This is a genomic window from Curtobacterium sp. MCBD17_008 (assembly GCF_003234475.1).
In the GTDB taxonomy this organism is placed as follows: Bacteria; Actinomycetota; Actinomycetes; order Actinomycetales; family Microbacteriaceae; genus Curtobacterium.
The window spans coordinates 313,486-339,932 of record NZ_QKTK01000003.1 but is presented as its reverse complement, the minus strand read 5'-3'; the positions used below and the strand labels follow the sequence as shown (position 1 = coordinate 339,932).

The 26,447-nt window shown below is 69.6% G+C and carries 29 protein-coding genes and 1 pseudogene; 17 read left to right on the top strand and 13 right to left on the bottom strand.

Annotated elements, in window-relative coordinates; all coding sequences use genetic code 11:
* Window positions 1-7 precede the first annotated feature (7 nt).
* From DEI95_RS05110 to DEI95_RS05100, 3 genes are all read right to left on the bottom strand, one after another.
* A complete protein-coding gene (locus tag DEI95_RS05110; RefSeq protein ID WP_110889419.1) occupies window positions 8-937 on the bottom strand; it encodes a VOC family protein in 930 nt (309 codons plus the stop codon).
* A gap of 147 nt (window positions 938-1,084) precedes the next feature.
* Window positions 1,085-1,507 (bottom strand): DUF6069 family protein, encoded by a 423-nt coding sequence (locus DEI95_RS05105; protein WP_111059572.1) that lies wholly within the window; start codon window positions 1,505-1,507, stop codon window positions 1,085-1,087.
* A 109-nt stretch (window positions 1,508-1,616) separates the two neighbouring features.
* On the bottom strand, window positions 1,617-2,129 hold the full coding sequence (locus DEI95_RS05100) for a MarR family winged helix-turn-helix transcriptional regulator (protein ID WP_111059571.1): 513 nt from the start codon (window positions 2,127-2,129) through the stop codon (window positions 1,617-1,619).
* Window positions 2,130-2,220: 91 nt separating this feature from the next.
* On the opposite strand from DEI95_RS05100, the gene DEI95_RS05095 reads away from it, so the two are divergent.
* From DEI95_RS05095 to DEI95_RS05070, 6 genes are all read left to right on the top strand, one after another.
* On the top strand, window positions 2,221-2,583 hold the full coding sequence (locus DEI95_RS05095; RefSeq protein ID WP_110826189.1) for a DoxX family protein: 363 nt from the start codon (window positions 2,221-2,223) through the stop codon (window positions 2,581-2,583).
* Between the two features lie 46 nt (window positions 2,584-2,629).
* Window positions 2,630-3,202: an NADPH-dependent F420 reductase gene (locus DEI95_RS05090; RefSeq protein ID WP_110889417.1), complete on the top strand. Its 573-nt coding sequence runs from the start codon at window positions 2,630-2,632 to the stop codon at window positions 3,200-3,202.
* Window positions 3,199-4,062, top strand: coding sequence for an SDR family oxidoreductase (locus DEI95_RS05085; protein WP_110889416.1), 864 nt, complete (start codon window positions 3,199-3,201; stop codon window positions 4,060-4,062). Before DEI95_RS05090 ends, DEI95_RS05085 begins: the two co-directional genes overlap by 4 nt.
* A 159-nt stretch (window positions 4,063-4,221) precedes the next feature.
* Complete coding sequence (locus DEI95_RS16605; RefSeq protein WP_181436196.1) at window positions 4,222-4,884, top strand: TetR/AcrR family transcriptional regulator; 663 nt, start codon at window positions 4,222-4,224, stop codon at window positions 4,882-4,884.
* Window positions 4,881-6,578 carry an MDR family MFS transporter gene (locus DEI95_RS05075; RefSeq protein WP_258367467.1) on the top strand — a complete coding sequence of 566 codons (1,698 nt, stop codon included), beginning with the start codon at window positions 4,881-4,883 and terminating at the stop codon, window positions 6,576-6,578. Before DEI95_RS16605 ends, DEI95_RS05075 begins: the two co-directional genes overlap by 4 nt.
* A gap of 122 nt (window positions 6,579-6,700) precedes the next feature.
* Window positions 6,701-7,621 carry an alpha/beta hydrolase gene (locus tag DEI95_RS05070; protein WP_110889415.1) on the top strand — a complete coding sequence of 307 codons (921 nt, stop codon included), beginning with the start codon at window positions 6,701-6,703 and terminating at the stop codon, window positions 7,619-7,621.
* A gap of 38 nt (window positions 7,622-7,659) precedes the next feature.
* On the opposite strand, the gene DEI95_RS16600 is transcribed toward DEI95_RS05070, so the two are convergent.
* Window positions 7,660-7,905: a hypothetical protein gene (locus tag DEI95_RS16600; protein WP_146236276.1), complete on the bottom strand. Its 246-nt coding sequence runs from the start codon at window positions 7,903-7,905 to the stop codon at window positions 7,660-7,662.
* A 133-nt stretch (window positions 7,906-8,038) separates the two neighbouring features.
* Between DEI95_RS16600 and DEI95_RS05065 the strand changes: the two genes are divergently transcribed.
* From DEI95_RS05065 to DEI95_RS05050, 4 genes are all read left to right on the top strand, one after another.
* The gene (locus DEI95_RS05065; protein ID WP_181436195.1) at window positions 8,039-9,223 is read left to right on the top strand and encodes a sensor histidine kinase; all 1,185 of its coding nucleotides are present in this window, start codon (window positions 8,039-8,041) and stop codon (window positions 9,221-9,223) included.
* A complete protein-coding gene (locus DEI95_RS05060) occupies window positions 9,220-9,879 on the top strand; it encodes a response regulator transcription factor (protein WP_111059569.1) in 660 nt (219 codons plus the stop codon). The genes DEI95_RS05065 and DEI95_RS05060 overlap by 4 nt, the downstream gene beginning before the upstream one ends.
* A gap of 209 nt (window positions 9,880-10,088) precedes the next feature.
* Complete coding sequence (locus DEI95_RS05055; RefSeq protein ID WP_111059568.1) at window positions 10,089-12,296, top strand: MMPL family transporter; 2,208 nt, start codon at window positions 10,089-10,091, stop codon at window positions 12,294-12,296.
* Between the two features lie 915 nt (window positions 12,297-13,211).
* Window positions 13,212-13,796, top strand: coding sequence for a hypothetical protein (locus DEI95_RS05050; RefSeq protein WP_146243597.1), 585 nt, complete (start codon window positions 13,212-13,214; stop codon window positions 13,794-13,796).
* A gap of 196 nt (window positions 13,797-13,992) precedes the next feature.
* Here the strand turns inward: DEI95_RS05050 and DEI95_RS05045 are convergent, their stop codons facing one another.
* The gene (locus DEI95_RS05045) at window positions 13,993-14,703 is read right to left on the bottom strand and encodes an SDR family oxidoreductase (protein ID WP_111059566.1); all 711 of its coding nucleotides are present in this window, start codon (window positions 14,701-14,703) and stop codon (window positions 13,993-13,995) included.
* Here DEI95_RS05045 and DEI95_RS05040 point away from each other — a divergent pair.
* Window positions 14,644-15,153 carry a MerR family transcriptional regulator gene (locus tag DEI95_RS05040; protein WP_309146521.1) on the top strand — a complete coding sequence of 170 codons (510 nt, stop codon included), beginning with the start codon at window positions 14,644-14,646 and terminating at the stop codon, window positions 15,151-15,153. The two genes, DEI95_RS05045 and DEI95_RS05040, sit on opposite strands and share 60 nt — an antisense overlap.
* A 436-nt stretch (window positions 15,154-15,589) precedes the next feature.
* Here DEI95_RS05040 and DEI95_RS05035 read toward each other — a convergent pair whose 3' ends face one another.
* Together DEI95_RS05035 and DEI95_RS05030 are read right to left on the bottom strand one after the other, a co-directional pair.
* Window positions 15,590-15,967: an MMPL family transporter gene (locus tag DEI95_RS05035; protein WP_258367465.1), complete on the bottom strand. Its 378-nt coding sequence runs from the start codon at window positions 15,965-15,967 to the stop codon at window positions 15,590-15,592.
* Between the two features lie 121 nt (window positions 15,968-16,088).
* Window positions 16,089-16,634: a TetR/AcrR family transcriptional regulator gene (locus DEI95_RS05030; protein ID WP_111059563.1), complete on the bottom strand. Its 546-nt coding sequence runs from the start codon at window positions 16,632-16,634 to the stop codon at window positions 16,089-16,091.
* Window positions 16,635-16,754: 120 nt separating this feature from the next.
* On the opposite strand from DEI95_RS05030, the gene DEI95_RS05025 reads away from it, so the two are divergent.
* The gene (locus DEI95_RS05025; protein WP_111059562.1) at window positions 16,755-17,789 is read left to right on the top strand and encodes an aldo/keto reductase; all 1,035 of its coding nucleotides are present in this window, start codon (window positions 16,755-16,757) and stop codon (window positions 17,787-17,789) included.
* 57 nt (window positions 17,790-17,846) lie between these two features.
* Here DEI95_RS05025 and DEI95_RS05020 read toward each other — a convergent pair whose 3' ends face one another.
* A complete protein-coding gene (locus tag DEI95_RS05020) occupies window positions 17,847-18,341 on the bottom strand; it encodes an ASCH domain-containing protein (protein ID WP_110889405.1) in 495 nt (164 codons plus the stop codon).
* A 349-nt stretch (window positions 18,342-18,690) separates the two neighbouring features.
* Between DEI95_RS05020 and DEI95_RS05015 the strand changes: the two genes are divergently transcribed.
* The gene (locus DEI95_RS05015; RefSeq protein WP_111059561.1) at window positions 18,691-19,878 is read left to right on the top strand and encodes an adenosylhomocysteinase; all 1,188 of its coding nucleotides are present in this window, start codon (window positions 18,691-18,693) and stop codon (window positions 19,876-19,878) included.
* 93 nt (window positions 19,879-19,971) lie between these two features.
* Window positions 19,972-20,808, top strand: coding sequence for a hypothetical protein (locus tag DEI95_RS05010; RefSeq protein WP_111059560.1), 837 nt, complete (start codon window positions 19,972-19,974; stop codon window positions 20,806-20,808).
* 60 nt (window positions 20,809-20,868) lie between these two features.
* On the opposite strand, the gene DEI95_RS05005 is transcribed toward DEI95_RS05010, so the two are convergent.
* Window positions 20,869-22,227: a hypothetical protein gene (locus DEI95_RS05005; RefSeq protein ID WP_146243596.1), complete on the bottom strand. Its 1,359-nt coding sequence runs from the start codon at window positions 22,225-22,227 to the stop codon at window positions 20,869-20,871.
* Between the two features lie 159 nt (window positions 22,228-22,386).
* Here DEI95_RS05005 and DEI95_RS05000 point away from each other — a divergent pair, with 159 nt between their 5' ends.
* The gene (locus tag DEI95_RS05000) at window positions 22,387-22,614 is read left to right on the top strand and encodes a hypothetical protein (protein ID WP_111059558.1); all 228 of its coding nucleotides are present in this window, start codon (window positions 22,387-22,389) and stop codon (window positions 22,612-22,614) included.
* A gap of 262 nt (window positions 22,615-22,876) precedes the next feature.
* Window positions 22,877-23,425: a hypothetical protein gene (locus DEI95_RS04995; protein ID WP_146243595.1), complete on the top strand. Its 549-nt coding sequence runs from the start codon at window positions 22,877-22,879 to the stop codon at window positions 23,423-23,425.
* A 99-nt stretch (window positions 23,426-23,524) separates the two neighbouring features.
* On the opposite strand, the gene DEI95_RS16910 is transcribed toward DEI95_RS04995, so the two are convergent.
* The 3 genes and pseudogenes from DEI95_RS16910 to DEI95_RS04985 form a co-directional block, all read right to left on the bottom strand.
* A complete protein-coding gene (locus DEI95_RS16910) occupies window positions 23,525-23,746 on the bottom strand; it encodes a hypothetical protein (RefSeq protein ID WP_258367469.1) in 222 nt (73 codons plus the stop codon).
* A 118-nt stretch (window positions 23,747-23,864) separates the two neighbouring features.
* Window positions 23,865-24,185 (bottom strand): annotated as a pseudogene (locus tag DEI95_RS16905) (NAD(P)-dependent oxidoreductase); the annotation flags it as partial.
* Window positions 24,185-25,255, bottom strand: a complete 1,071-nt coding sequence (locus tag DEI95_RS04985; protein ID WP_111059556.1) for a zinc-binding alcohol dehydrogenase family protein — start codon at window positions 25,253-25,255, stop codon at window positions 24,185-24,187. The pseudogene DEI95_RS16905 and the gene DEI95_RS04985, both read right to left, overlap by 1 nt.
* A gap of 94 nt (window positions 25,256-25,349) precedes the next feature.
* Between DEI95_RS04985 and DEI95_RS04980 the strand changes: the two genes are divergently transcribed.
* Window positions 25,350-25,964 carry a TetR/AcrR family transcriptional regulator gene (locus tag DEI95_RS04980; RefSeq protein ID WP_181436194.1) on the top strand — a complete coding sequence of 205 codons (615 nt, stop codon included), beginning with the start codon at window positions 25,350-25,352 and terminating at the stop codon, window positions 25,962-25,964.
* On the opposite strand, the gene DEI95_RS04975 is transcribed toward DEI95_RS04980, so the two are convergent.
* Window positions 25,942-26,409, bottom strand: a complete 468-nt coding sequence (locus DEI95_RS04975; RefSeq protein ID WP_110910613.1) for a hypothetical protein — start codon at window positions 26,407-26,409, stop codon at window positions 25,942-25,944. The two genes, DEI95_RS04980 and DEI95_RS04975, sit on opposite strands and share 23 nt — an antisense overlap.
* Window positions 26,410-26,447 lie beyond the last annotated feature (38 nt).

Below are 26,447 nucleotides of genomic sequence, written 5' to 3'. Positions count from 1 at the left end.
GTGTCGGTCAGTTGGCGGAGAGCAGCAGCGTGTTCAGGCTGGGGTCTCGGACGAGGAAGCCGGCGTCGGATTCCTCGATGGGTCCGTCGACGGTTCCGAGGACGTGGTCGAGGCGCTCGTGGGTGTCGAGGCGGAGGGTGAAGGCGCGCATGCGGGCGGTCCCTGCGGGGGATTGCGGTGCGCCGACGCCTTGCCAGGTGTTCACTGCGATGCGGTGGTTGAACGCGCCGCCGCCACCGAGGTCGCCCATGTGGAAGCGGGGTGCCCAGACGGCCTGGTTGAACCCGAACGTGCGGTAGAAACCGTAGGCGGCTTCGAGGTCCCCGACGTACAGGTGGACGTGGCCGATCTTGGTGCCCTCCGGCACCGGGAGTGTGATGTCGTCATCGGGCAGTGCGGCGAGGACGGCGCGGACGTCGAGCGGCTCACGACCGTTGGAACGGCTGCCGTCCTGGCGGAGCACGTACGGGCCGTTGTCGTCGAAGTGGAACCCGCGGAGGCGTTCCGGCGTCTCGAGGGTGATCTCGACCGTGATGCCGTCCGGGTCGAGGAGGTAGATCGCCTTCGACATGATGTGGTCGGTCGGTGAGATCTGCCAGCCGACGCGGATGAGGCGGAGCAGGATCCGGGCGAAGTCGGCTTCTGTCGGCGGGTGCACGGCGAGGTGGTAGAGCCCGCTGTGGCCCTGCAGGAACCCGGTCTGGGCGCCCGGGTGGAGGGTGACGAGGGTCTGTGCCTTCGTGCCGAGCTCGACCTCGTCCTGGGACTCGGACCGTAGGACGAGACCGATGACATCGGTCCAGAACGCGGTGGAACGGCCGAGGTCGGTGACCTCGAGGTGCACGGCACCGAACTCCGCGACCTCACGGTCCGGCGTGCCAGGCGCGGCCGCGTTCGGGGCGGAACGCGGGTCCGAAGAAGTGTCGAGGGGGTTCATTGCTGCTCCTGCAGAGTTCGACGTCGGCGTAGGTCCCGGGCCGCGAGTTGCTGCCGGACCCTAGGTACTTGAACCATCAAGTACCTAGGATCAATGTACGCCGTTTTGTTGAACTGTCAACAAACTTCTGGCGGGCGGGGAGAGGAGTCAGCGTGCGATCGGGAGGAACGTGCGGTAGATCGGCACCGCAACCGCCGTCGTCACGAGGTGCATGATGCCCAGCGCCACTCCCGCGGTGATCGCAGCGGAGCCACCACTGACGGCGAGGAGCACGTCGGGGATGAGGGAGAGCACCAGGACGACCGGGACGAGGATCGCGAGCGCGCGCCCAGCCGAACGCGTACGGCTGATGAGCGCCCACCCGATCGCGCCGATCAGGACCCCGACGACCGTGAAGGTGATGTAGGCCGGCGGCGTCAGGCCTTGCACTGCGGGGCCAGCGCCGGCCGCGAGGGCACTGACGGCGATGATCGCGTTGGCGATGCTGCCGATGACGGCTGCGAGGACAGTCGCGACGAGGACCCCGCGGAGGCGGCTCGGGCGGCGGGTTGTCGTGTCGATCGTGCTCATGGGAGTTTCCGTTCTGGGAGGCGCGGCCGTATCGGACGAGCGGGCGCGGCGGAGCAACGGGCTGGCAAGTGCCAGTCCGGGCGGTCGGGGGTCTGTGGAGAATCGTCGGTCAGTCGTGAGCCACCGGCGCAGCGGCGGCGCGCGCCGCCGGACCGCAGTCGGCGTCCGGCGTCAGGAGGTTCGCGGCGATCGGCCGCAGGATCTCGGCGAGATCGCCGACCCGCTCGGGCGGGATCGCATCGAAGAACGCGCGTCGAGCCTCCTCGACGTGATACGGAGCCGCTCGCTCGATGAGTGCTCGTCCGTCCACTGTCAGGGTGGCCACGAGCGAGCGCTTGTCCGTCTCGGACGGCACGCGACGCACCCACCCACGCTTCTCGAGCTTCGTCACCGCGTGTGACAGACGGGAGAGTGATCCGTTGGTGAGGAAAGCCAGGCTGCTCATCGGAGCACTGTCGTCGGGTGACTCGCTGAGCATCGCGAGGACGTTGTACTCGAAGCGGGTCATCGCGAAGTCACGCTTGAGCTGCGCGTCGAGCGCCGAGGGCAGCAGCTCGATGATCGCGAGGAGATCCATCCAGGCTGCCGCCTCGGTCTTGTTGAGCCAGCGCGGTTCGTCCATGCGCACATCGTCGCAGAAAAAACTTGACCGTTCAACAAAACGCTGTGTACTGTCGGCCTCGTTACTTCAACGTTCAAGCACAAGGAAGATCATGCTCATCGCACTCTGGATCATCAACGGCCTCCTGGCACTCGCGTTCCTCGGAGCCGGCCTGATGAAGCTGGCCCGTCCCGCGGAGGCCCTGGCCAGCAGCGGTATGGGCTGGGCGGCCGACTTCGCCAGCAGCCACGTCAAGCTCATCGGCCTCGCGGAGGTCCTCGGTGCCATCGGCTTGATCCTGCCGCTGCTGCTCGACGTCGCGCCGGTCCTCACCCCGATCGCCGCGATCCTCCTCGCTGTCCTCATGCTCGGCGCCGTGGTCGTCCACCTGCGCCGCAAGGAGTCCCCGGCGGCCCCGATCGTCCTGGCGATCCTCTCGATCGTCAGCGCGATCCTCGGCTTCGCCGCCCTCTGACCACACCTTCTCCAACCGCACCACCTCTGAAACAGGAGCACGCATCATGACCAGCATCAGCATCCTCGGCACCGGCAACATGGGCACCGCGATCGCCTCCGTCTTCTCCGATGGAGGAGCCACCGTCGAGTCGATCAAGCACAGCGACGAGCCCACCTCCTTCGCCGGCGACATCGTCGTCCTCGCGGTGCCGTACGCCGCCCTCCCCGAGATCGCCGACAAGTACAAGAGCGCCCTCGCCGGCAAGACCGTCGTCGACATCACCAACACCGTCGACTTCGCCACCTTCCAGCCGGTCGTCTTCGACGCCGGCAGCGGCGCCGCGGACCTCGCCGCCCGACTGCCCGAGTCGCACGTCGTCAAGGCGTTCAACACCAACTTCGCCGGCGCGCTGGCCGCGAAGAGCGTCGGCGGCAAGAGGACCGCCGTGCTCATCGCCGGCGACGACGCCGACGCGAAGGCCGCTCTCGGCGGCGCGATCACCGCCGGTGGCCTCGACGCCTACGACGCCGGCCCCCTCGCCCGTGCCCACGAGCTCGAGGGCATCGGCTACCTCCAGATGGGTCTCGCGGTCTCCGAGCAGATCAGCTGGACCGACGCCCTCGGGGTCATCAAGTGACGATCGCCGTCACCGGTGCGACCGGCAACCTCGGTCGCCTGATAGTCGAACACCTCCTCGCTCGTGGCGTCGCAGCCGACGACGTCGTCGCCATCGGCCGGAACGCCGAGCGCCTCTCCGCGCTGTTCGCTGACTCCGGTGTCCGCACCGCCGTTGCCGACTACGCCGATCCGGCGGCTCTCGCGTCCGCGTTCGACGGCGTCGAGACCCTGGTGCTGGTCTCCGGCAGCGAGGTCGGGCAGCGTGTGCCGCAGCACACCAACGCCATCCGCGCCGCGGAGCAGGCCGGCGTACAGCACATCGTCTACACCAGTGCTCCCCGCGCCGACACGTCGACGCTGTTCGTCGCTCCCGAGCACAAGGCCACCGAGGACCTCCTCGCGGCCTCGCTCGTCACGGCGACCGTGCTCCGGAACAACTGGTACAACGAGAACTACGAGCAGGCCTTCGCTCAGATCGCCGCGACCGGACAGTGGCTCGCCAGCAGCGGTACCGGACGGATCGCTTCGGCGGCTCGCTCCGACTACGCCGAAGCGGCCGCCGTCGTCGCTGCGACGGGTGCCCACCGTGGCGAGACGCTGGAACTCGCCGGTGTCACCGCCTGGGACGGCGCGGAGTTCGCCGCGACCGCAGGCCGCGTCCTCGGACGTGACGTCGCGTACGCCGACGTCTCGTCGGAGGAGCACCAGCAGGTTCTGGTGTCCGCCGGTCTCGACGAGGGCACCATCGGGTTCCTCGTCGGCCTCGACGCAGCCGTCGCCGCCGGCGCCCTCGACGGCCCCTCCCCGGTCCTCTCCACGCTGATCGGTCACCCGACCGTGACACTCGAGGAGACCTTCCGCAGGCTCCACACGGCCTGACCCATCCGCGGAACGACAACGCTCCGTGGTGCCGGACGACAGACGGCACCACGGAGCGTTCTCGTGTTCGTGACACCCGCTGCAGGTTCGGAGAACTCCCCGTGGAAGGGCCGTGCGGGGGACTTGCACTTTCTCCTCGGAAGTGCAAAACTGCAGAGTGTGAAGACATCTGAGCGGACCCGACTGCTTCGCCGTCGCATGATCGCCACCGCCCGTCGTCGGACGATCTCCGATGGGCTGAACGGCTTCACCATCGAGCAGCTCTGCGAAGAAGTCGGCGTGTCCCGTCGCACCTTCTTCAACCACTTCGCCTCCAAGGAGGACGTCGTACTCGGCATCGAACTCGGCGTCGAAGACGGCCTGCTGACCGCGTTCGCTGCCGGAACGGCCGTCGATCCAGATCTCGCCCCCATCGATGCGGCAGTCGCCCTGGCCATCGAGCACCTGCACGTCGTCGGCCTCGACCGCGGCGAAGAATCCCTCATGCGGGACGTGCTGGATCGCGAGCCGTCCCTCGTGGCCCGGTTCGTGTCCGCGACCGACCGGCAGATGGAGCTCGTCGGGGACGCCCTGCGCTCCCGGTTCGGATGGACCGACCCGACCGATGACCGCGGACGCCTGGTCGCCGAGATCGTCGGCGCGCTCCTCAAGGCGACCGCGTGGCGGTTCTTCGCCGACGAGGACGGACCACCGTTCGAAGACATCCTCCGGACCAACTTCCGCCTCGTCACGGCGATGGCGACCTCGGACGGCGCAACCGTCCCGACCAGCACGCCGCTCGGAGCGGCCCACTCGACAAACGAACTGGAGCACACCCCATGAGCTCGACCAAGAGCGCGACACGAGCAGGACGGTCAGACGGACCGCTCCTGCTCACCCAGCGCCGCATCTGGACCATCTTCTCGGCGCTCATCGCGGGCATGCTGCTCTCCAGCCTCGACCAGACGATCGTCTCCACCGCGATGCCGACCATAGTCGGCGAGCTCGGCGGTGTCGCGCACCAGGCGTGGCTGACCACCGGGTACCTGCTCGCCTCCACCATCGTGATGCCGATCTACGGCAAGTTCGGTGACGTGCTCGGGCGGCGGAACCTGTTCCTCATCGCCATCGCGCTGTTCACCATCGCATCGGCGGGCTGCGCGTTCGCCGGCGACTTCACACAGCTGATCGTGTGGCGTGCGGTGCAGGGCCTCGGTGGAGGTGGTCTGATGATCTTGTCGCAGGCGATCATCGCGGACATCGTCCCCGCCTCGCAGCGCGGCAAGTACCTCGGCCCGCTCGGTGCGATCTTCGGCCTCTCCGCCATCGGTGGCCCGCTCCTCGGTGGCTTCTTCGTCGACCACCTCACCTGGAACTGGGCGTTCTACATCAACATCCCCGTCGGGATCGCCGCGTTCTGCATCGCTTGGTTCGCACTGACCCTGCCGACCAAGAAGGCCGAGAAGAGGATCGACGTCCTCGGCGTGCTCCTGATGTCCGCTGCCACGACGTGCCTGGTGTTCTTCTCCGAGTTCGGCGGCAACAAGGACCACGGCTGGGATGCGCTCGAGACGTGGGCCTGGTTCGCGGGCCTCGTCGTCGCCGCTTCGTTGCTCGTGCTCGTCGAGACCCGCGTCGAGGACCCGGTGCTCCCGATGTCCTTCTTCCGCAACCGCACCTTCCTGCTCGCGACCGGCATCGGTCTCGTGCTCGGTATCGGCATGTTCGCCGCCATCGGCTTCGTCCCGACGTTCCTGCAGATGGCGTCCGGCACCTCGGCCGCGGTCTCGGGTCTGCTGATGCTGCCGATGATGGTCGGCCTCATCGGGACCTCCATCGCGTCCGGCAACCTGATCTCGAAGACCGGTCGCTACCGCGCGTTCCCGATCGTCGGCACGATCCTCGTCGCGGCCGCGATGCTCTGCCTCACGCAGCTCGCCGCGGACACCCCGATCTGGCTTATCTGCTTGTACCTGTTCGTCTTCGGCGCGGGCCTCGGCCTGATCATGCAGGTCGTGGTCCTCGTCGCGCAGAACGCGGTGCCCGCATCGCAGGTCGGGACCGCCACCTCGACGAACAACTACTTCCGCGAGGTCGGTGCATCGCTCGGCACGGCCGTGTTCGGTGCACTGTTCACCGCACGGTTGACCACGTCGCTGACCGACGTGTTCCGCGGCGCCGGCGGTTCCGCGACCGATGCCGCGTCCTCGGCGGGCAGCATCGACCCGGCGACCGTGGCGAAGCTGCCAGAGGCGGTACAGGACGGCATCGTCAACGCGTACGCCGACTCCCTCGCGCCGGTGTTCTGGTACCTGCTGCCCTTCATCGCCGTCGCGTTCCTGCTCGCCCTGTTCCTGCCGCAGATCAAGCTCTCCGACACGGCCGGCATGGTCGCTCGTGGCGAAGCCATCGGCGGCGCAGAAGCCGACGAACTCGAGAAGGCGCGACAGGACGCCGCCGCCGGTGGGCACTCAGTCGCAACGGCAGGCCCCTCCGTTCCGGACTCCGTCCGATCCGGGGCGCCGCGCGACGAGTAGCCGGGACGCAGCGAGGAGGGCGCTGCGAGGCGCCCCCTCACTCCGTCCGTCGGACGCACCAGCGAGGACGCTCGACCCACAGATCACATCAGCAGCCCCGACCGAATGAGAGAGAGCACATCATGGCCGCCCCCCTCGGCATGCGCGTCCGGACCTGGGCGATGTCGACCCTCGTCACACGCATCATCCGGGCACCGAAGGTGGAGCTCACTTCCCGTGCCGTTCCCGACAACGAGATCGTGCACGTCCCCACCCGTCACGGTTCGATCCGCTGCTCCATCACGCGGCCTCCCGCTGACGCCCCCCTCGCCGTGAACGGTGCCACGCCGCCGGTGGTCATCAACACCCACGGTGGTGGGTTCGTGATCGGGAACCCGCTGCAGGACAACCACCTCGCTCGAGGGATCGCGGGCGAAGTGGGCAGCGTCGTCGTGAACGTGGACTACAGCACATCACCGAGAGCCCGGTTCCCGCAGGCGTTGGAGGAGTGCTTCGACGTGCTCACGTGGGTCGCCCGCTCCGGGGAGACCATGGGGTGGGACGGTACCCGGATCGCGGTGACCGGCAGCAGCGCAGGTGGGAACCTCGCCCTCGGCACCCTCACGCAATCGACACGCGAGCATGGCCCTGCTGTTCGCGCTGCCGCCCTCATCGTTCCCGCCGTGGACCTGTCGATCCCGCCCGCCGGAGCGACCTTCCTGATCGAGAAGCCGTTCGTCAACGCCGGGATGCTCGAGATGGTCGACGCGGCCTACCCGCTGCCGAGCACGGACCGCAAGAACCCGCTCGTCTCGCCCGCTTTCCTCCCCGAGGCGGAGCTCCGCGCACTGCCACCGACCCTGGTCGTCACCGCGGAGTACGACACGCTCCGTCCCTCGATCGAGGAGTTCACCGCGCATGCTGTGGAGGTCGGTGCGCCGGTCGAGACCCGACGGTTCGACGGGGTCGATCACGACTTCTACTACGCCGGCTCCACCCCGAAGGCGACGCTCGACACGCTCATGGCCGCGTTCACCACGCACCTCCTCGAACACCTCCGCTGACCCGCGCGTTCCAGGGCGTTGCAGCGCGGGCGGGCTCGTCAGCGGGAGATGATGCTCCGCGCTGCGCTCTCGAGGAGCATCGACGTGGCCAGCACCATGAAGCCCGCGAACCGCAACACCGCGCTCGTGGTGGCGACCGCTGCCCAGAGCGGCAGCAACGGCACGCGCGCGATCGTCCCCGCTCGAGAACGGTGGATCTGCTGGTCGTACCCGTCATCGAGCTCCGCCGGCGTCGAGACGAACATCGCCGCCGTGGCAGATGGAGCGGGAAGAAGCGTGGTCATGAGGTGTCCCTTCATCGGTGCGACTGGTGAACAGCATCAGCGCAGCGACACCCGCCGGCGTCGTTCCCCGGAACTGGAGAACCTGATGCAGATGGAGTACATGTCCGGCACCGGCCTCCCTCAGACTCAAGGGATGACCGTTCCGACGCCCAGCGTGTCCGCGACGCGCCCGCTGTGGCTGCGCGCGCAATCTGTGCTCGAGCGCCTCCCGCTGTGGGTGAGCGTGACCGCGATGATCGTGGAACTGGTCGTCATCGCCACCGACGGCGATGGTCTGCTCGCCGGTGTCGGCGCACTCGTGACCCTCACCGGAGCGCTCGTCGCCGTCCGGCTGCCGCAGGTCGGTCTCGCGTTGACGATGGCTGGCGTCGTCGTGGTGATCGTCGGAGGGCGGGACCCGATCGGTGAATGCACCGTCGTGGTGTTCGTCCTGTTCGCACTCACCCTGCGCGGCTTGCCGCCCACGCGCAGCACCGGGATCACGGCGCTGGCGATGGCCGTCATCTTCGGGCTCGCGAGTTTCCTGTCCGCTGGCCGCGCGGTCGGTCTCGACGCCGTCGCGGTCATCGTCGCCGTCGTCGCCGGTGGTGCCGTGGGCGCGGCGCTGCGGCTGCAGCGCCAGTACTGGGAGTCGCTCGAGCAGCGCACCCGCGACGCGATCGCGACGCGGGAGGCCGAAGCTGAGCGGCGAGTGGCGGAGGAGCGGGTCCGCATCGCCCGTGACCTGCACGACATCGTCGGCCACCAGGTCGCCGTCGTGAGCATGCACCTCGGCGCGGTCGAGGTCACCGCCGGCCGTGACGACGCCGCGACCCAGCGGTCGCTGGTCGCGGCGCGCACAGCGGTGCAGTCGATCCTCAGTGACACGCAACGGACGCTGGCCATGCTCCGCAGCGACGACGCCGACGACGATCACGCGGGGCGCCCGACACCCGGCCTGTCGAGCATCGACGAGCTGGTCTCCTCGTTCCGGGACGCCGGCCTGTCGATCGACGTGCAGATCACCGACCAAGCTCGCCGAGCGCACGAGGCCGTCGGGGTGACGGTGTTCCGGGTGGCGCAGGAAGCGTTGACGAACGCGCACCGGTACGGCACCGGTGAGGCCGCGCTGACGGTGCTGACGGACGAGGCCGACCTGATCATCAGCGTCACGAACCCGGTCGCGTCCACGCCGCCGACCGCCCACGGCAGCGGGTACGGACTCGTCGGCATGCGCGAACGCGTCGAGTCTGCTGGCGGAACCCTGCAGCTCGGCGCCGACGATGATGTCTTCACCGTCACGGCACGGATCCCATGGAACGAAGGAGCAACCCCGTGACACGCGTGCTGCTGGTCGATGACCAAGAGATGATCCGTCTCGGACTGCGGACCATCATCGACGTGCACCCGGACTTCGCCGTGGTCGGTGAAGCAGGGGACGGGTTCGCCGCCCTCGCGTTCCTCCGGGACCACGATGTCGACCTCGTCCTCATGGACGTCCGCATGCCCGGGATCGACGGCGTCGAGGCGACGCGACGCATCCGGGAGCGGATCCCGTCCGAACAGACCCGCATCGTCGTCCTGACCACCTTCGAGCACGACGACACCGTCCTCGCCGCGCTCCGGGCTGGCGCGAACGGGTTCCTCGGCAAGGGCGTCGGACCAGCTGAGCTGATCGCGAGCCTGCAGGAAGTCATCGGCGGGGGAGGTGCCCTGTCCGCAGCTGCCTCTGCCGCGCTCATCGGGCACGTCACCGACAGCCCGAGCCGTGTCGTCGACGCCGACCTCGCCGACCGGTTCACTGCCCTGACAGCCCGCGAACGGGACGTCGTCCTCAGCATCGCAGAGGGCCACGACAACGACTCCATCGCAGCGGAGTTGTTCGTCTCACCGTTCACCGTGAAGACCCACGCGAGCCGTGCGATGGCGAAGGTCGGCGCCCGCGACCGGGCCCAACTGGTCGCGTATGCCTACCGAGCCGGCCTCATCGCCTGACCCGACCACCTGGTCGTTTCCTCTACCCATCGCTCAGCCAGCGGAGGATGCCCGAGCGTTGTCGCCTGTCTTGACAGTGCGAGCGGGGGGCAGGATCTACTGCAGATGAAGTAGTTCGGACGGTGCAAAAGGAGGCCGTACCGAAGCGTCCCGGACGGGATCGTTGACGTTGTCCGCACCTCGCGGACCACGACGACGAAGGAAACCGCATGTCCACGTTCCTGTCCCACCTCGGGCGCTTCAGTGCCCGGTTCCGATGGCTGGTGATCGGAGCGTGGCTCCTGATCATGGCCGTGCTGATCGGCATCTTCGTCGTCGGCAGCGGCATCGAGAAGGACGCCGCGACCACGAGCATCCCCGACACCAAGGCCTCGCAGGCGTTGGAGCGGATGAACAAGGAGTTCCCCTCGACAACCGGCTCGGACACCGCGTCCCTGCAGTTGGTGTTCCAACCGGAGTCCGGCGACGTCACGGACGCGTCGACAGCGAAGCAGATCGAGTCGTTCCTCGCGAAGGCCGACAAGGTCGACGGGGTTCAGTCCGTCAGCGACCCACTGAACGCCGAACAGCCGTACATCTCGAAAGACCGCACGATCGCCGTCGCCACGGTGACCTACGGTGACCTGACGAAGGCCCAGCAGACGAAGTTCTACGACGCGGCCCTCGACCTGCAGGAGAACGCTCCTCCGGCGCTCGGCGTCGAGCTCGGCGGGAACCTCGTTCCCCTCGGCGCCCCGGCCACCGGCCCGGGTGAAGGCGCCGGCGTCATCATCGCGTTCATCATCCTCGCGATCACGTTCGGCTCGCTCCTCGCCGCGGGCATCAACCTCCTCGTCGCCGTCTACGGCGTCGGCGTCGGCCTGATCGGTGTCCTCGCCTACGGCGCACTCACCCCGATCGGTGACAACGCGATCATCCTCGCGACCATGCTCGGCCTCGCCGTCGGGATCGATTACAGCCTCTTCATCCTGTCCCGCTTCAAGACCGAACTCCGCTCCGGACGGAGGGTCGACGACGCGATCGCCCGGGCAACCGGTACCGCCGGCACCGCCGTGGTCTTCGCCGGCATGACCGTCGTCGTCGCCCTCGTCGCGCTCCTGGTCGCGAACCTCAGCTACATCACCGAGATGGGTGTCGCCGCCGCCTTCGCCGTCGCCGTCGCCGTCCTGCTCTCGCTCACCCTGCTGCCGGCACTGATGCGGTTCATGGGTGTCAAGGCCCTGTCGAAGAAGCACCGTGCGGCGCTGCAGCGCGGGGAACTCTTCACCGAAGACGGCCCGCAGAAGCGCGGCGTCCTCCGCTCGTGGGGCAGCTTCGTCGTGAAGCGCCCGATCGTTTCCCTCCTGGGCGGGGTGCTCGTCCTCGTCGTCGTCGCGCTCCCCATGCTCAGCATGAAGACCGCCTCCAACGTCCCTGGCGGATCCGACCCGGAATCCACCGAACGCACCGCCTACAACCTCATCGTCGACGAGTTCGGCGGCGTCCAGAGCCCCCTGATCGTCCTGGCCGAGGGCGACGACATCACCTCGAAGACCGCCGCAATCGAGAAGGCACTCACCGCTCTCGATGGCGTGCAGCAGGTCGTTCCCGCTCAGGTCAGCTCCGACGGCGATTACGCGCGCATCACCGTCATCCCGACCGAAGGGCCGATCGACGACTCGACCAAGGACCTGGTGCACCAGATCCGTGACGACGCGGACACCATCAGCGGCGCGCACCTCGAGGTCACCGGTGAGACCGCGATCGGCATCGACTCCGACGACCAGCTCGCTCAGGCGCTGGTGAAGTACGTCATCGTCATCGTCGTCATCTCGATCATCCTGCTCATCGTCCTGTTCCGATCGCTCCTCATCCCCGTGATCGCGACGCTCGGCTACCTGCTCTCCGTCGGCGCATCCTTCGGCGCGAGCGTCGCGGTGTTCCAGTGGGGCTGGCTGGACTTCCTGCCCGCACCGCAGGGTGACCCGATGCTGAGCATCCTGCCGCTGCTGCTCGTCGGAGTGCTCTTCGGACTCGCGATGGACTACCAGGTGTTCCTCGTCTCCCGCATCCAGGAGATGTACCGCAAGGGCCTCGACCCGAAGCAGGCAATCCGCGAGGGCTTCTCCCGATCCGGACCCGTCCTCGTCGCCGCCGCGAGCATCATGATCGTCGTCTTCGGCGGGTTCGCCACCGGAGAGTTCGCGATCGGCGCCTCCATCGCGTTCGGTCTCCTCGTCGGCGTCGCCGCGGACGCGTTCATCGTCCGCATGGTCCTCATGCCGGCTGCGCTGTCCCTCCTGGGACGCTCCGCCTGGTGGATCCCCAAGTGGCTCGACAAGGTCCTCCCCGACGTCGACGTCGAAGGCCACGCCCTCGACAAGCACGACGACGCGGCACCCGCCGCGCACGACCAGCCACGAGTCCTCGTCGGCTGACACTCCGAAGGGCCCCGGTGAACACACCGGGGCCCTTCGTCCTCCGCTCGACGAACGAAAGTGACCAGCTGATGCAGCACCCCGTCCGCCCCGACGACATCCACCTCCCCCCGACTCAGCCCATCGACATCACCGCCTACCTCGCAGCGGAAGCAGCCCGTGCGTCCGCCGAGAACGGCTCCGCACCAGGGTTGAGCGGTCAGGATCCCGAACCGCCTTGCTGAGCGCAGAAGCAGCTGGCAGCCGCTGCCCGACTCGTGCGTGGTGAACGTAGACGGAGCGCCAGGCGGCAGGCCGACCCTGTTGCAGGGCGACGCCGCCGGTGAGCGCGACCTGGGTCAGCTCGCGACCTCGATGCTGTAGTTCGGCCAGCGACACGACCCAGGTCGCGCTTGAAGGCGGCTCGGATCCAGGTGCCCATTCAACGTCTCGCATCGCGGCGCGCATGCCCGCGGTGGTGGGCCGCACCCAGCAGGAAGCCCAGTACCCTCCGAATCGGACTCCGTTGCGCTCGATGACACGCTGAACCCCGATCGTCCCGGCGGCGCTTGATGCGGGGATGACGGACAGGGCGCCAGACCCTCCGTGTGCCGGTGATGCCACACGGTTGATCGTGCCGTCTCCGATGGTGCCTTGCTCCTCTCGTGGGCAGGGATGTTTGGGGCTAGCTTTGGCGGGGGGAACCCGACTTTCGCAGCAGTCGCAAACGTCGATCCGGCGCTCGTCGGCGTTGAGGGATTCGGCGGCAGTCGGATGGACATCGACAGCTTCGTACTACCTCAGCAGCGCCGAACTGAGCCCCCGGCAAATCCACGGATACCATCGACCCGACGGGTACCCGCTGGTATCGCGCGTATGTCAGGATCGCGGCGTGGCCGCGCCGACGGCCGGGCGGGGGACCCGATGACCGACGCGATGACAGCCAACGAAGGCCGGCCGACAGCGGAGGGCCGGTGGTGGATGGGGGCCCGGGGCGTCCTCTCCGCCGCGACGATCGGCGCTCTCGTGCTGCTCGCCGGCCTCGTCGTCGCAGAGCAGCCAGGCCGACCCGACCTGCGGACGGTCGCTGCCGATGGTGGTTGTGGCGGATGGTCCGAGGACAGGCCGGGGTTCGATGAGTCGGTGATGACCGTCGCGTTCCTCGTCGAGAACCCGTCGGCCGAGCCGGTGACGATCCGAGGGACCCGCATGACGTGGGACGCCGGGCTCAAGTCGGTGCGCGTGCAACTCGCGCGACCGATCGTCGGCGTCGACGAGGGCGCGATGTTCGGCTACTTCTCCGACGACATCGACGCGGACCACGTGCTGCCGACCCGGGGCGCGGTCATCCCGGCGAATGGGTCGATCCGGGTCGCCGCCGAGATGCACCTCCGGCCGGGGGCGGACTCGGGGCACCTGACCGGGCTGCGGTTCCTGACGGACGGGCCGCTCGGCACACTGCGGACCACGACGCTGCCGGTCGGGGTGGGGATGATGGCACCGGACGTGAAGAGCTGCTGACGAGGAGGTCTCCGGCGCTCATTCGTCTGACGCGAGCAGCAGGTGGCTTGGCGCAGTCGACAGCGCTCGGATCCGGGCGTGCGATCCATCTCGCACACATTTCAGGGATGGTCGCTGCTCTTGGTCCCGCCGCCTTCGGTCGCGAGCACCTCTCCGACGCGCCCTCGCACGCACGCCAGGTGTCCTCGGGCTGCTCCTATGATGCGAGCATCTGAGCCACGACCGCGTACAGCTCCTTGGGATCCCGGGCGAGCATCTGCTTGATCAACGCAGCCTGCTCGTCCACCACGACCTCGTAGTCGCCGCGCTCGACCCCGTCCAGGGTTGCGCGCGCCACGTCCGCCGGGTCGGTCTTGGCCATCGAAACACCCGCCGCCATCTCCGTGTCGGCTACTCCGAGATGCACGGACGTCACCGTTGTCCCTTGCCCGGCCAGCTCATGACGCAACGCGTTCCCCATGTTCCACAGGGCAGCTTTCGACACCGCGTAGGCGGAGGCCCCTGGCATCGCCATCCAGGAGGCGCCCGAGGCGATGTTCACGATGCTCCCACCGCCGTTCGCGGCCAGGACAGGTGCGAAGGAGCGGATGACGGAGAGGGTGCCCCAGACGTTCGTGCCCATGTCGGCGTGCGCTGCGTCCAGATCGCCCAACAGGGTCGCTGTGGTCGCGATACCGGCGTTGTTGATCAACAGATCAACGTCGGTCGCTAGAGCGGCGGCCGCGGCGACGGACTCGGGGGAGGTGATGTCGAGGGCGAGGCGCTCCACACCCTGGAGGTCGATCAGTTCAGGACGTCGGGCGGTCGCGTACACGTTCGCCCCGCGTGCGACCAACTGGGCGGCGAGATGACGACCGATACCGCGGTTCGCGCCAGTGACGAGGGCAGTGGCTCCAGAGAGGTTCATGCCGCTACGCTAGAACCTGACATCAACGTGAGAATCAAGCCCAGGAGCCGAAGAATGCGGATCGGTGCACTCGCAGAACGCGCTGGCGTCAGCGTTCGGTCGCTTCGGTACTACGAGGAACAGGGACTCCTCGAGTCGGAGCGGACCACGGGCGGGCACCGGGAGTACCGCGAGTCCGACGTGACGCGGGTGCGCTTCATGCAGATGCTCTACGCAGCGGGCATGCCGAGTCGCCGAATCGTCGAACTCTTGCCGTTCCTCGCCACCGGCGTCGCGACACCGACGATGCTCGACCACTTCGACGAGGAGAGCGATCGCATCCAACACCAGATTGAAGCCCTCACCGCCACCCACGATCGCCTCACACGGCTCCGCGACATCGCGGCGGAATCAGTCGCGGGGCGGCCACCAGAAGAGTGTCGCTCCTCAGCGAACGCAGCCGCCGCTTGACCGGGTCGTTCCCCCTGCCCGTGAGCACCACGCCCTGCGTGGCGCCGCGGTGTTTGCACCTGCAGGGCGGAGAGCCATCACAGTCGACAGTCGTTGTTCAAGTGTCAGAAACCCCGCTCGAGCTCGGGGCTCGAGCGGGGTCGTGATCACGGATGTGCTGACGTCAGTTCTGTCCGCCGCCAACGAGCAACTGACTGCCGCTGACCCACCGCGCAAGCGGCACGACGAAGAACTCGACGGGGTCTGCGACGTCGTCGACTGAGCCCATTCGCGACCCGGTGGGGCTTGCACCCTGCACGGACGCGCGCAGCGAGTCATCCTCGGACACGGCGAGGAACGAACAACACCACCGACGGTCGAGTGGACACCGGCGGAGTGGCAGAACGAAGTCGTCCCGCTGCGGTGGCAGGCGGGACGGCTTCGTTCTGTCGGGGGACTACTGGGCAGCTACCGAGATGCTGCCGGTTCCTCGCTGGCGCTCGGTGGCTCGGTCGAGTCCGTGGCCTTCGGTGTCGAGGTTCGGGATGATCTTCTGCATCCAGCGGGGCATCCACCACGCGGCTTCACCGCAGAGGGACAGCAGTGCCGGCATGATCATCATCCGGACCAGGAAGGCGGCGGCGAGGACGCCGACGAGCAAGCCGACGGCGATGGAGGCGGCGACGGCCATCTCGCTGGTGGCGAAGCCGGCGAAGACGACGGCCATGATGGTCGCTGCGGCGACGAGGACGGTGCCGGACTTGGTGAAGCCGGAGCGCACCGCGTCCTCAGCAAGCTCACCTCCGTCGAGGACGAGATCACAGGGCTCAACCACGTCGAAGCCGTCGTGCCCGGCCAGATCACGAAGTCCGATGACGCCGCCCTGCTGACCGTCATCCCGACTGGCGGACCCATCGCCGACAGCACGAAGCAACTCGTCACCGGGGCAGCGGTGGTCACACGGTGGCGCGGTAGCGGAGCCCGTCGACCAGGAGCCCGACGAGCTGCTGGCTCTGCTCGGGCGTCGCCGCACCGTGGGACAGGTCGGCGACCGCCCGGAGCAGCTGGGGTGCGTCGATGTCGGCGCGGACCGTTCCGGCTGCTGACGCTGCGTCGAGCAACTCCGCCAGGGTGCCACCGAGGCGTGCGACGAAGTAGGCGGGGAGGGCTGCGAAGGCGGCGTCGCCGGACTGCAGCGCGGCGGCGAGCCCGCGTTTGGTGGCGACGAACTCCGTGAACCGCTGGAGCCACCGAGCGAGCGCCTCGTCGGGCGCGTGTGCTGCGCGCAAGTCGTCGGCGGCGTCCGCGCAGGCTTCGACGGCCTGCTGGAACACCGCCACGACCAGGTCAGATCGCTGGGGGAAGTGACGGTACAGGGTGCCGACGCCGACACCTGCACGGTCGGCGATCACCTTCGCAGGGGCGTCGACGCCGTCGGAGGCGAAGACGGCTTTCGCGGCGTCGATCAGCGCGTCCAGGTTGCGGCGGGCGTCGGCACGCACGGGTCCTCCTCGGATGGGGGTTGTGAAACGGAAAGGCGTTCCGTATAGTTCCGGAAGAGCGTTCCGCTTCACGTCAGCCTACGACATCTGCACTCGGGACGCCATCGACAGGAGGAACCCATGCAGTACCGCACCCTCGGCAGGACCGGCATCCAGGTCAGCCCCTTCGCGCTGGGCGCCATGATGCTCGGCACTGACGGCCGCATCGGCAACGGTGACGAACAGGACTCGATCCGGATCGTCCACCGGGCACTGGACGCCGGCATCAACCTCATTGACACCGCCGACCGCTACTCGCAGGGTGGGTCGGAGACCCTGCTCGGCAAGGCGCTCGCGGGCCGCCGTGACGACGTCGTGCTCGCCACGAAGTTCAACGGCCCGATGGGGGAGGACCCGAACCGCCGCGGGAACTCCCGTCGGTGGATCATGCGCGCGGTGGAGGACTCGCTCCGCCGTCTGCAGACCGACCACATCGACCTGTACCAGGCACACCGACCGGACGACACGGTCGACCTCGAGGAGACCCTGTCGGCGCTGACCGACCTGGTGCGCAGCGGCAAGGTGCGTGCCATCGGCACGAGTGACTTCCCGGCGTCGCTCCAGGTGGAGGCGCAGTGGACCTCGGAGCGCCGGGGCCTGGAGCGGTTCCGGACGGAGCAGCCGACCTACTCGATCCTGAACCGCGGCATCGAGCGCGAGGTCCTGCCCGTCGTCGAGCGCTACGGCATGGGCGCGCTCGTCTGGAGCCCGCTGGCCGGCGGCATGCTGACCGGTCGGTTCCGCAAGGGCCAGGAGAGCGACCTCGCCCGTGTCGGCATGTTCCGCCACAACCAGGACGAGCGACGCATCGACGCCGTCGAGCAGGTCGTCGCGCTGTCCGAGGACACGGGCATCCCGATGACCCACCTCGCGATGGCGTTCGCGATCGCGCATCCCGGCGTCACGAGTGCACTGATCGGCCCGCGGTCGATGGAGCAGCTCGACGACCTGCTCGCAGGTGCCGACGTGGCGCTGTCGGACGAGGTCCTCGACCGGATCGACGCGATCGTCCCGCCGGGCACGGACGTCGGACGGCTCGACCAGCAGTACGCGCCGCCGGCGGTCCTGGAGGCCAGCCTGCGTCGACGTCCGGCACCTGAGCGCCGAGCGGCCTGAGGGCGACGGTCGGCCCCTCGAGACGACGGGCGCCTGGATGCCGTGACGACAGCATCCTCAGGGCACTGACGAGCCTGGCCCGTCGGTCTCCTCCGGCCACAGCACCCGGAACCGCTCGCACACCACCGGCATGTCCGACGCCCAGCCCCGCGGGTTCTCCGAGTGCTCCCGCCAGTACCGCTCGTGCGACTCACGCCAGTAATCGAGGGTCCGGTCGCCCTCACCCTCGGCGCGGGCGTGCTCGGCGCTGACCTGGTCGAACGGCACGATCCGGACGTCGGTCGTCACGAGCACGGCCCGCGGCTCGTCGCTGCCGTCGAGGATGATGCTGTACTCGCCAACCTCCGGCAGGGGCTCACCGGTGGCCTCGTGGTCCCAGAGCGAGGACGCGGTCCCGTCCTTCACACCGGTGAGCACGAGGTCGAGCAGGGCGTCCGCGTGGTCCGGTGTCGCACCGAACGCCCACGCCGGGGCGATCGTGTCGGGCAGTTCGGGGGAGTCGCGGCGACGCGCCTCCCAGAAGGCGACCACGGACGGCGAGGGTGCGTTCACAGCAGTGACCCTAGCGAGGGACCAGATCGGTCAGACGGCCACGCGGCGCACCGGACGTGACAGGATCGACCCGTCCCCACGAGCCTTCCGGAGTCCCGATGACCACGCGCCGCACCGCCACCGCGGTGCCGCCGCGCCAGCGCAGCGGTCGCCGCCCCGCGCTGGATGCCGGTCGTCTCCGCCGAGAAGGCCGACCTGTACGGCAGCGACGACAGCCGCCGCGAGCTCCATCCGTAGATGCGTGACGGGCGCGCACCGCGCCTCCAGGCCGACGACCCAGAACCCGGCAACAGCAGGGGAGCCGTCGGCGCGATCCCGCACCACCCACCTCGGAACAGGAAGCACCGTCATGCCCGCACGCACCCTCACCCCCTCCGGCTCCCCGGCGATCGACTGGGCCACCCGGTCCATGCCGCTCCTCGCGGCCAGCATCGAACAGGACGCGCCGGTCTTCGCTGGCCTGCACGTCGGCATCTGCATCCACATCGAGCCGAAGACCGCCGTCCTGTGCCGGTGGCTGCTCGACCAGGGTGCCCGCGTCACGATCACCGGCAACGTCGGCACGACCGTGCCCGAGACGGCGGAGGCCCTCCGGACGCTCGGCGTCACGGTGATCGGCGGCCGCAGTGACGACGCCGAGCAGCACGACCGGAACCTCGACGAGCTGCTGGCCGCCCTGCCGGACCTGGTGATGGACAACGGCGGCGAGCTCATCGCGAAGCTGACCAGGGGGGCGCCGCGGTCGAGCACGTTCCTCGGCGCGACGGAGGAGACGACCACCGGCGGCATCGCCGTCCGCGCCCTGCCCCAGGCGCCGGACTTCCCGGTGGTCGTCATCAACGACAGCCGGCTGAAGCTCATCGTCGAGAACGAGCACGGCGTCGGGCAGAGCATCGTGCAGGGCTTCATGAACGCCACGAACGCCATGGTGCCGGGCGCCCGTGCCACCGTGGTCGGGTACGGCCCGTGCGGCAAGGGCGTCGCGGACACGCTCCGGAACCTCGGGGCCGTCGTGAGCGTCGTCGACACGGACCCGTTCCGCGCGCTCGAGGCGATCATGCGCGGGCACCGCGTCGGCCCGATGGAGGCGGTGCTGCCCGGCACCGAACTGCTCTTCCTCGCGACCGGCGCGCGGGGCGTCATCGGCTCCGCCGAGATCGCCCTGCTCCGCGACGGGGTGGTCATCGCGGGCGTCGGTCACGAGGGGCTCGAGCTCGACCTGGAGGCCCTGCTCGCGGTGACCGCGGAGACCACCGATCTCGCGGGGCCGGGTTCCGACCCGGACGCGCGCGTCCTGCACCGCCTGGTCGACGGCCGCGAGGTGGTCACGCTGTCCGGGACGCGGATGATCAACCTCACGACTGCGGGCGGCAACCCGATCCAGGCGATGGACCTCGGGCTGTCACTGCAGGCGCGGAGCCTCGCGGCGATCGCGCGCGGGGACGTGCCGGCGACCGAGGTCGGGCCGGTGCCGGCGGACGTCGATCACTGGCTGGCGACGGCGCTCGTCGCGATGCTCGGCAAGGACGGCCGGTAGCGCTGGGGTGCCGCACCACCGGGGGAGATCCACGTCGGACGGACACCGAGCGTGCTCCCTGGATACGGTGGTGACTGACTGATCGGGGGGATCATGACGAACGTGCAGCGGGACGACCTGGTGGTCCAGCGGGACACCCGGCTACGGCCGTGGTCCGTCGCCCTGGCGGTCCTGGGCCCGGTGCTCGCGGTCGTCGCGTTGTTCATCCTGATCGGGTTCGACCTCAACTCGTCCTTCGGGGACCCTGCCGACGCGAACGAGTACCTGCAGGTGTGGGTCCTCGCGATCGTCCTCGGCGGACTCGTCCCGATGGTCGGTGCCGTCGTGCTCGCCGTTGTGTGCATCGTCCGACGGTCGCCGTCCTTCGTCGGCGCGCTCGTCGGCGGAGGCGCGGGCCTGCTCCTGACGGCACTGCTGGCACCGGCGCTCTTCGCGACCCGGATCCCGGACGCGCAGGAGTACCGGGCCGCGCTCGACCGGACGACGGCAGCGGAACGGCAGGATCCCGAGTCGATGCGCGACGAGTTGGAGCAGGTCCACGCCGATGCGGTCGCAACCCTGCCGGAGGCGCCGCCGTCGGGGTCCGCCCCGGAGCCCGGCAGCGAGTCGTCCGACGACATGAGCTGGCTGCGCGGGGACATCTGCGACCTGTCCGTCGGCCACGACGGCGTCGACTGGTCGAGTGTGAACCTCGAGTCCTACGAGGTCGACGACGTCCAGGACGCGCTCGACGCCATCCGCGAGGACGCCGAGGCACACGGCCGCTCCGTCGAGGTGGAGACGGACGACGACACCGGTGGCGTCTCGCGGCTGGTCGTCTCGACGCGCTCCGGAGACCTGTTCGTCGACGTGGAGTCTCCTGTCCCGCCGCCCGGACACGAGGCGTCGACACTCGAACTGGACGCGGTCACCCACTGCGTCGTGGGCTGACGAGCTCGACGTCTCGCGTCCGCGCTACGCCCTGTGTCGCCGTGCGTCCCGGGGAAGGGGTCAGATGTCGAGCACACCGTCCACCGCAGCACTCCGCGGCGGGATGTGCCCGGTCAGGATCTCCTCGTCCAGGTACACGGTGACGTACCCGTGCTCCACCGGATGCCCAACGTCGTCGAACACCCGGTACCGCCGGCGCAGGCGGAGGAACGGCACCGCGCTGTGCTCGAAGGACACCACCACGGCCGTGTCCGGCCAGGGGCCCTCGACGTCGATCTCCACGGAGCGGTAGTCGCTGCGGACCCGCAGTGGCTCGTCGGACCCGCGCGTCCACATGATGCTCGGTTCGCCGAGTCCCTCGAACGCGGAGCGCAGCCGGGCGACGTGTCGGGCTGCGTCGGCCTCGCCACGGTCCCAGAGCGGCCATGTCGCGCCTGCGACCCCGGCGAGGTCGAAGCGGTCGATGAAGGGCTCCCGACGAGCGTCGCGCTCGGCGATCCGCCGTTCCCACTCCTCGACGTCGTCCTCGTCCACGGCGATCGACGGCATCCCGTCGGTACGCAGCTCCGTGGGCAGACCGTCGCGGACGGCGACGACGACCTGACGCGGCTCGTACACGACGTCCCACCCGCCGTGCTCGCTCCGGACGCTCCGAGGTCCGGACGGGTGGTAGCGCAGGGTCAGCGTGGAACCGTCGGACTCGAGGCCGTCGACCAGATGATCCACGGTCACGGTCGTCCGGGTGCCGTCGGGGGCGATCCGGGTGAGCTCGGTAGGCGTGGTGGGCAGTGCCTGCGGTGGCTCGAAGTCGAAGGGCTCGTCCCCGTCTCCGTCGTCGGCGAACCCGGCCGACCACTCGAAGGCGGGGCCACCGTTGCCGTCCGGCTCATCGTCGTCGTCCGCGCTCGCGTGCACGTCGAACACTTCCTCCGGTTCCTCGTCACCGGGTTCCGTCCACGTCTCACGGTCCGGCCAGAACGGCTCACTCTCGGCCCAGGCCAGTGTCTCGGGGTCGACCGGTTCACCAGGCTCGTCGTCGTCGTCCTCGTCGTCCTGCATCCAGGCTGACGCGTCACGCGGGTCGCCAAGCCACAGTCCCTCGGTGTCCGCCCCGAGGGGTCGCCGGTCGCCGATGTCGACCGGGTCACCGGCACCGTCGGGGGAGACGAAGACCGCCGTGCGCTGCGCGTCGTCCATCGTGTCCGACCGGTAGAGCATCCACACGCCCGCCGGGGTCGGCAGGGCTTCGGCCTCCTCCACAGCGCCGTCCGGCAACGGGATGTCCGGCCACGTGACCCATCGCACGAGCCGATCGCCCTCGACGACGGCGGCGACCGGGCGGGACAGGTCGGGCACCACGGTGTGGCGTCCGACCGGTACGGCGTCGAGCGGGCGGAGGTGATCGGGTCCGGGGGTCACGGACCCGACGCTACCGACCACTTCGGCTGCACGTCAGACGTGCCCGAGCCGTGCATCCGCTGCGCCTGTCGTCACACACACGTCCGAGCGAGGACCGTGGAACTCAGCGCGTCCCCGATCCTCCGGGTCTCGGACGGAACGCGACGAAGGAGTTCCACCATGGCCATCACCACGCCCAAGCACGTCACCCTCGATCCGACCGGCACCGTCCGCACCCTCGTCCTGCAGCACCCCGGCGTCGAGGACGTCGACCTGACCGTCCGTGGCATGGCCCCGGAGCGACTCCGCTACATGGGGCAGCTGTGGTCGGCGACCCACGCCCGACTGCACCGGCCACTGGCCGCCGATGGGTACGGGTACCGCGTCGAGAGCTCACTCGGCGCCTGACCACCGGACGGGAGGCGCGGTAGCAGCTGGCACTGCGCCTCGCGTTCGTCTGTGCCCGACCGCTCGTTCGGCTGCCACACTGGTCGCCATGGGGGGACCATCACGTCGAGCACTCGTGCTCGCGACTTCGATCATGTTCATCACCGCCGCGGCCGTGGTCGGCTGCAGTTCGGCTGACGACGCCGTCTCGTCCGGTGCTGGCTGGGCGAGACCGACGCCGCCTGCGTCGCCCGCATCGGACGAGGCGCTCCAGGCTGCCGTGTTGACCACAGCCGACCTGCCGGTCGGTGGCTGGGCAGAGAAGCCTGACACGAGTTCCGGCGACGGCGGTACGACGTCCCACGACGCGGAGGGCCCGGGGGCCTGTGCTGCGGACTTCTCGCAGCAGGTGCCGGACGAGGAACTCGAGAACGCGGCGAACGCCGGCCGCGATTGGACACGCGAGGCGACTTCGTCCTTCCTGTCGACAGGTGTCGCGACGGATGCTGACGCAGAGGATCACATCCAGTCCATCGCAGACGCGGTGCGCGCCTGCCCGACCGCGGGCGGTACCTACACGATCGACGGTGAGGACCAGCGGATCGCGACGACGCTCCTGGACCTCGGCTCGTGGGGTGACACCTCCGTGTGCCTCCGTTTCGAGGCCAGCGGATCCAGTTCGGTCGCCGGCAAGACGTGCATGGTCGCCGATGGTGGACACCTCGTCCTGGTCACGACCGGTTCGCCGTACACGTTCCAGCTGCCGGAGGACGACGAGTTGCGGCAGATCGTCGACGCTGCTGTGAGGAAGGCCCACGAGCAACTCAACTGACCGCTGCTGTCACCTGGTCCAGACGACCAGGGCCAGGGAGCAGGGAGCAGGGAGCAGGGAGCAGGGAGCAACGGTGGCGGCCGTGTCCACCCACCCCCGTCAGCGGACCGTGTCCTTCCGGTACGCGCTGAGGTCGCACGTGTGCACGGCGTCCGCATCGTCGAGCAACCGCAGGTCGTACGCGGCGCAGTCCCCGAACGTCCCGATGCCCGGCGTGCCCTGCGTCCGCTCGAGCACGCCCTTCGACGGACCGTCCGAACCGATCCCGGCTCGGTGCACCGTCCACTCGAGGTCCATCGCCTCGTCGGCCAGGTACCGCATGACGGCTTCGTTGTCCCGGTGCTGGCCGTCGTACGAGCGTGCGACCGTTGTTCCGGAGCGCCCAGAGCACCGGCGACAGGCGCTGGTGCGGCGGCGCACTCAGGGCACCGGCCTGGTACAGGAACCGCCGGACGCCGGTCCGTCGCATCGCGGGCACGAGACGGCGGACGAACCCGGTGTTGACCTGCCTGGTCCGCTGCGCCTGCACGTCCCCGAGCAGGGACACCACGGCGTCGACGCCGTCGAGCAGCCCGTCGAGGTCCAGCTCGTCGGTGACGGAACCCCGGCGCACCTCCAACCCGGGGCGGGACGGTCCGGCCTTCGCGGGTGTCCGGGCGAGGGCGCGGACACGGTGACCGGCCTCCAGGGCGAGGGACGTGAGGTGGCGACCGGTCTGGCCGGTCGCGCCCAGGACCAGGAGCGTGCGCTGCTGCGGCATCAGTCGTGCATCCCGACGACGACCTTGCGGGCGGACACGCCGTTCCGCAGCGTCTGCAGGGCGCCGGGGAGGGCCTCCAGTCCGTGCCCGACGACCATCGCTTCCGGGGCTGCGCGGAAGCGCCCGTCGGCCAGCGCCGCGGGCAGGAAGTCGCGGAAGACGGCCGGACCGACGGGGGAGACCACCGGGGTCCCGCCCCAGATGGCGGAGACGCGGATGCCGCGGAGGCGGGCGATCCGTGACCGCACCGCGGTGACCGGATCGGGGTAGGCGGACGCGATGCGCTTCGCGCCCGATGCACGACGGGTGATCCGCAGGGCGTGCCCGAGCGACCCACTGCCGATGGCGATCGTGCCCGCGAGCCGACGGCCCCGCAGTGCCGCGACGACCTCGGCGTCCACGTCGTCGTCCCGGTAGTCCAGGACGGTGTCGGCGCCGAGGGAACGGACGAGGTCGTGGTTCGCCCGACCGGCGGTCGCGACCACCGTGTAGCCGCTGGCACGGGCGAGCTGGACGGCGTTGCTCCCGACGCTCGTCGACGCGCCCCAGACGAGGACCACCTGGTCGCTCCGGTCCGTGCCGTCGCCCGGCAGGGGGAGGGCGAGCTGGTCGGCTTCGTACAGCCCCGCGGCCGCGGTCGCCAGCGCGAGCGGCAGGACCGCGGCCTGCTCGGAGGACAGGTCGTCCGGGAGGCGCGTGGTGACGCGCTCGAGGACGGTCACGATCCGCTGGAACCCGCCCTCGGCCGCGCTGTTCCGCGGCTTCTCCTGTCCGGCGGCGAACGCGGTCACCCGGTCTCCCACCGCGAGGGCCGTGACGTACGGTCCGACGGCGAGGACCTCGCCGGCGACGTCGCTGCCGAGGACGGTCGGGAAGCGCACCCACGGGGTCACGAGGCGCCGGAGCGGGCCGGTGATCGCGTCGACCGGGTTGACCGCCGCGGCACGGACGCGGACGACGACCTGGCCGGCGGCTGGGGTCGGCACCGGGGTGGGGCGGACCTCGAAGGGGCCGCGGGGGCTGAGCAGGAAGAGTGCGGCGTTCGTGGTGGTGGGGTCGTCGGCGGTCATGCGGGCTCCTCGCTCTCCGGTGCCGATCATCGCGATGACACGTGATGTCATCGTACGCCTCATGACACGTCGTGTCGTCAGCTACGATCGGACGATGCGATGGGCTCCGGATGCACGAGGACGGCTCGAGCGCGCCGCGTTCGAGCTCTTCGCCGAGCAGGGGTTCGCCGCCACGACGGTGCCGCAGATCACCGCGCGCGCCGGGCTGACCACCAGGACGTTCTTCCGGCACTTCACCGACAAGCGCGAGGTCGTCTTCGCCGGGTCCGAGATTCCCGAGACCGCAGCGCGACTGATCGTCGGCGCACCGGCGGACCTCGACCCGACGCAGGTCGTCCGGCACGTGCTGCACCAGATCGCGGCGGCGCGCTTCGACGGCCACCACGAGCAGACCGCCGCCTGGCGCCGGATCATCGAGGGGAACGACGAACTCCGTGACCGGGACGCCCGCAAGCGGTCCGACCTGGTCCGTGCCGCGCAGGCCGCCTTCGTCGAGCGTGGACAGACCCCGCTGCAGGCGACCGTCGTCGCGGAACTCGGCGTGCTCGTGTTCCAGGTCGCCCTCGAGCAGTGGGCGGCGGGGACCGGGGAGCGGTCGTTGGCCGAGACGATCGACGAGGTGTCCACACTGGTCCGGGAGCGCACGACCCCGGCTCCGGGTGCGCACTCCTCGGGCACGCGTCCGGTCAGCGACCACCCGGCGGACTGACCGTCGGGCCTCCCTCACCAGCCGGCCCCGAGGAGCGGTACGGCAGCATCCCGGTGTCGGCGTACCCGCGAGCCAGCCGGATGGCGGCCATCCAGCCCCACACATGCGTCCGCTTGCCGATGTACGCCGGGCCGAACCAGGTCTCCTGTCCGGCGTCACTCGGAGGCACCGATCCGACGACCTGGAGGCCGCCCTCGGTGAACACCTCGATCCGGGTCGCAGCACGCTCGAGCGGCGCGACGCCGCTGACGGTCTCCGGTGACGGCGGCCCGTCCGCCCGCCAGTCGAGGATCCCGACGACGAGGTTCACGCGGACGCGCGGCTGCAGTTCGAGGACCTGCAGACACGACCACCGCCCGCTTTCGCCCTGCACGGGGACGAGGTCCCCGACCCGGAGCGCGGTGGCGCTGCGCGGGGAGAACGGGAACGTCCTGGCGGTCACCACGCCGTCGACGCTACGGGCCGGGATGGGAGGATCGTGCC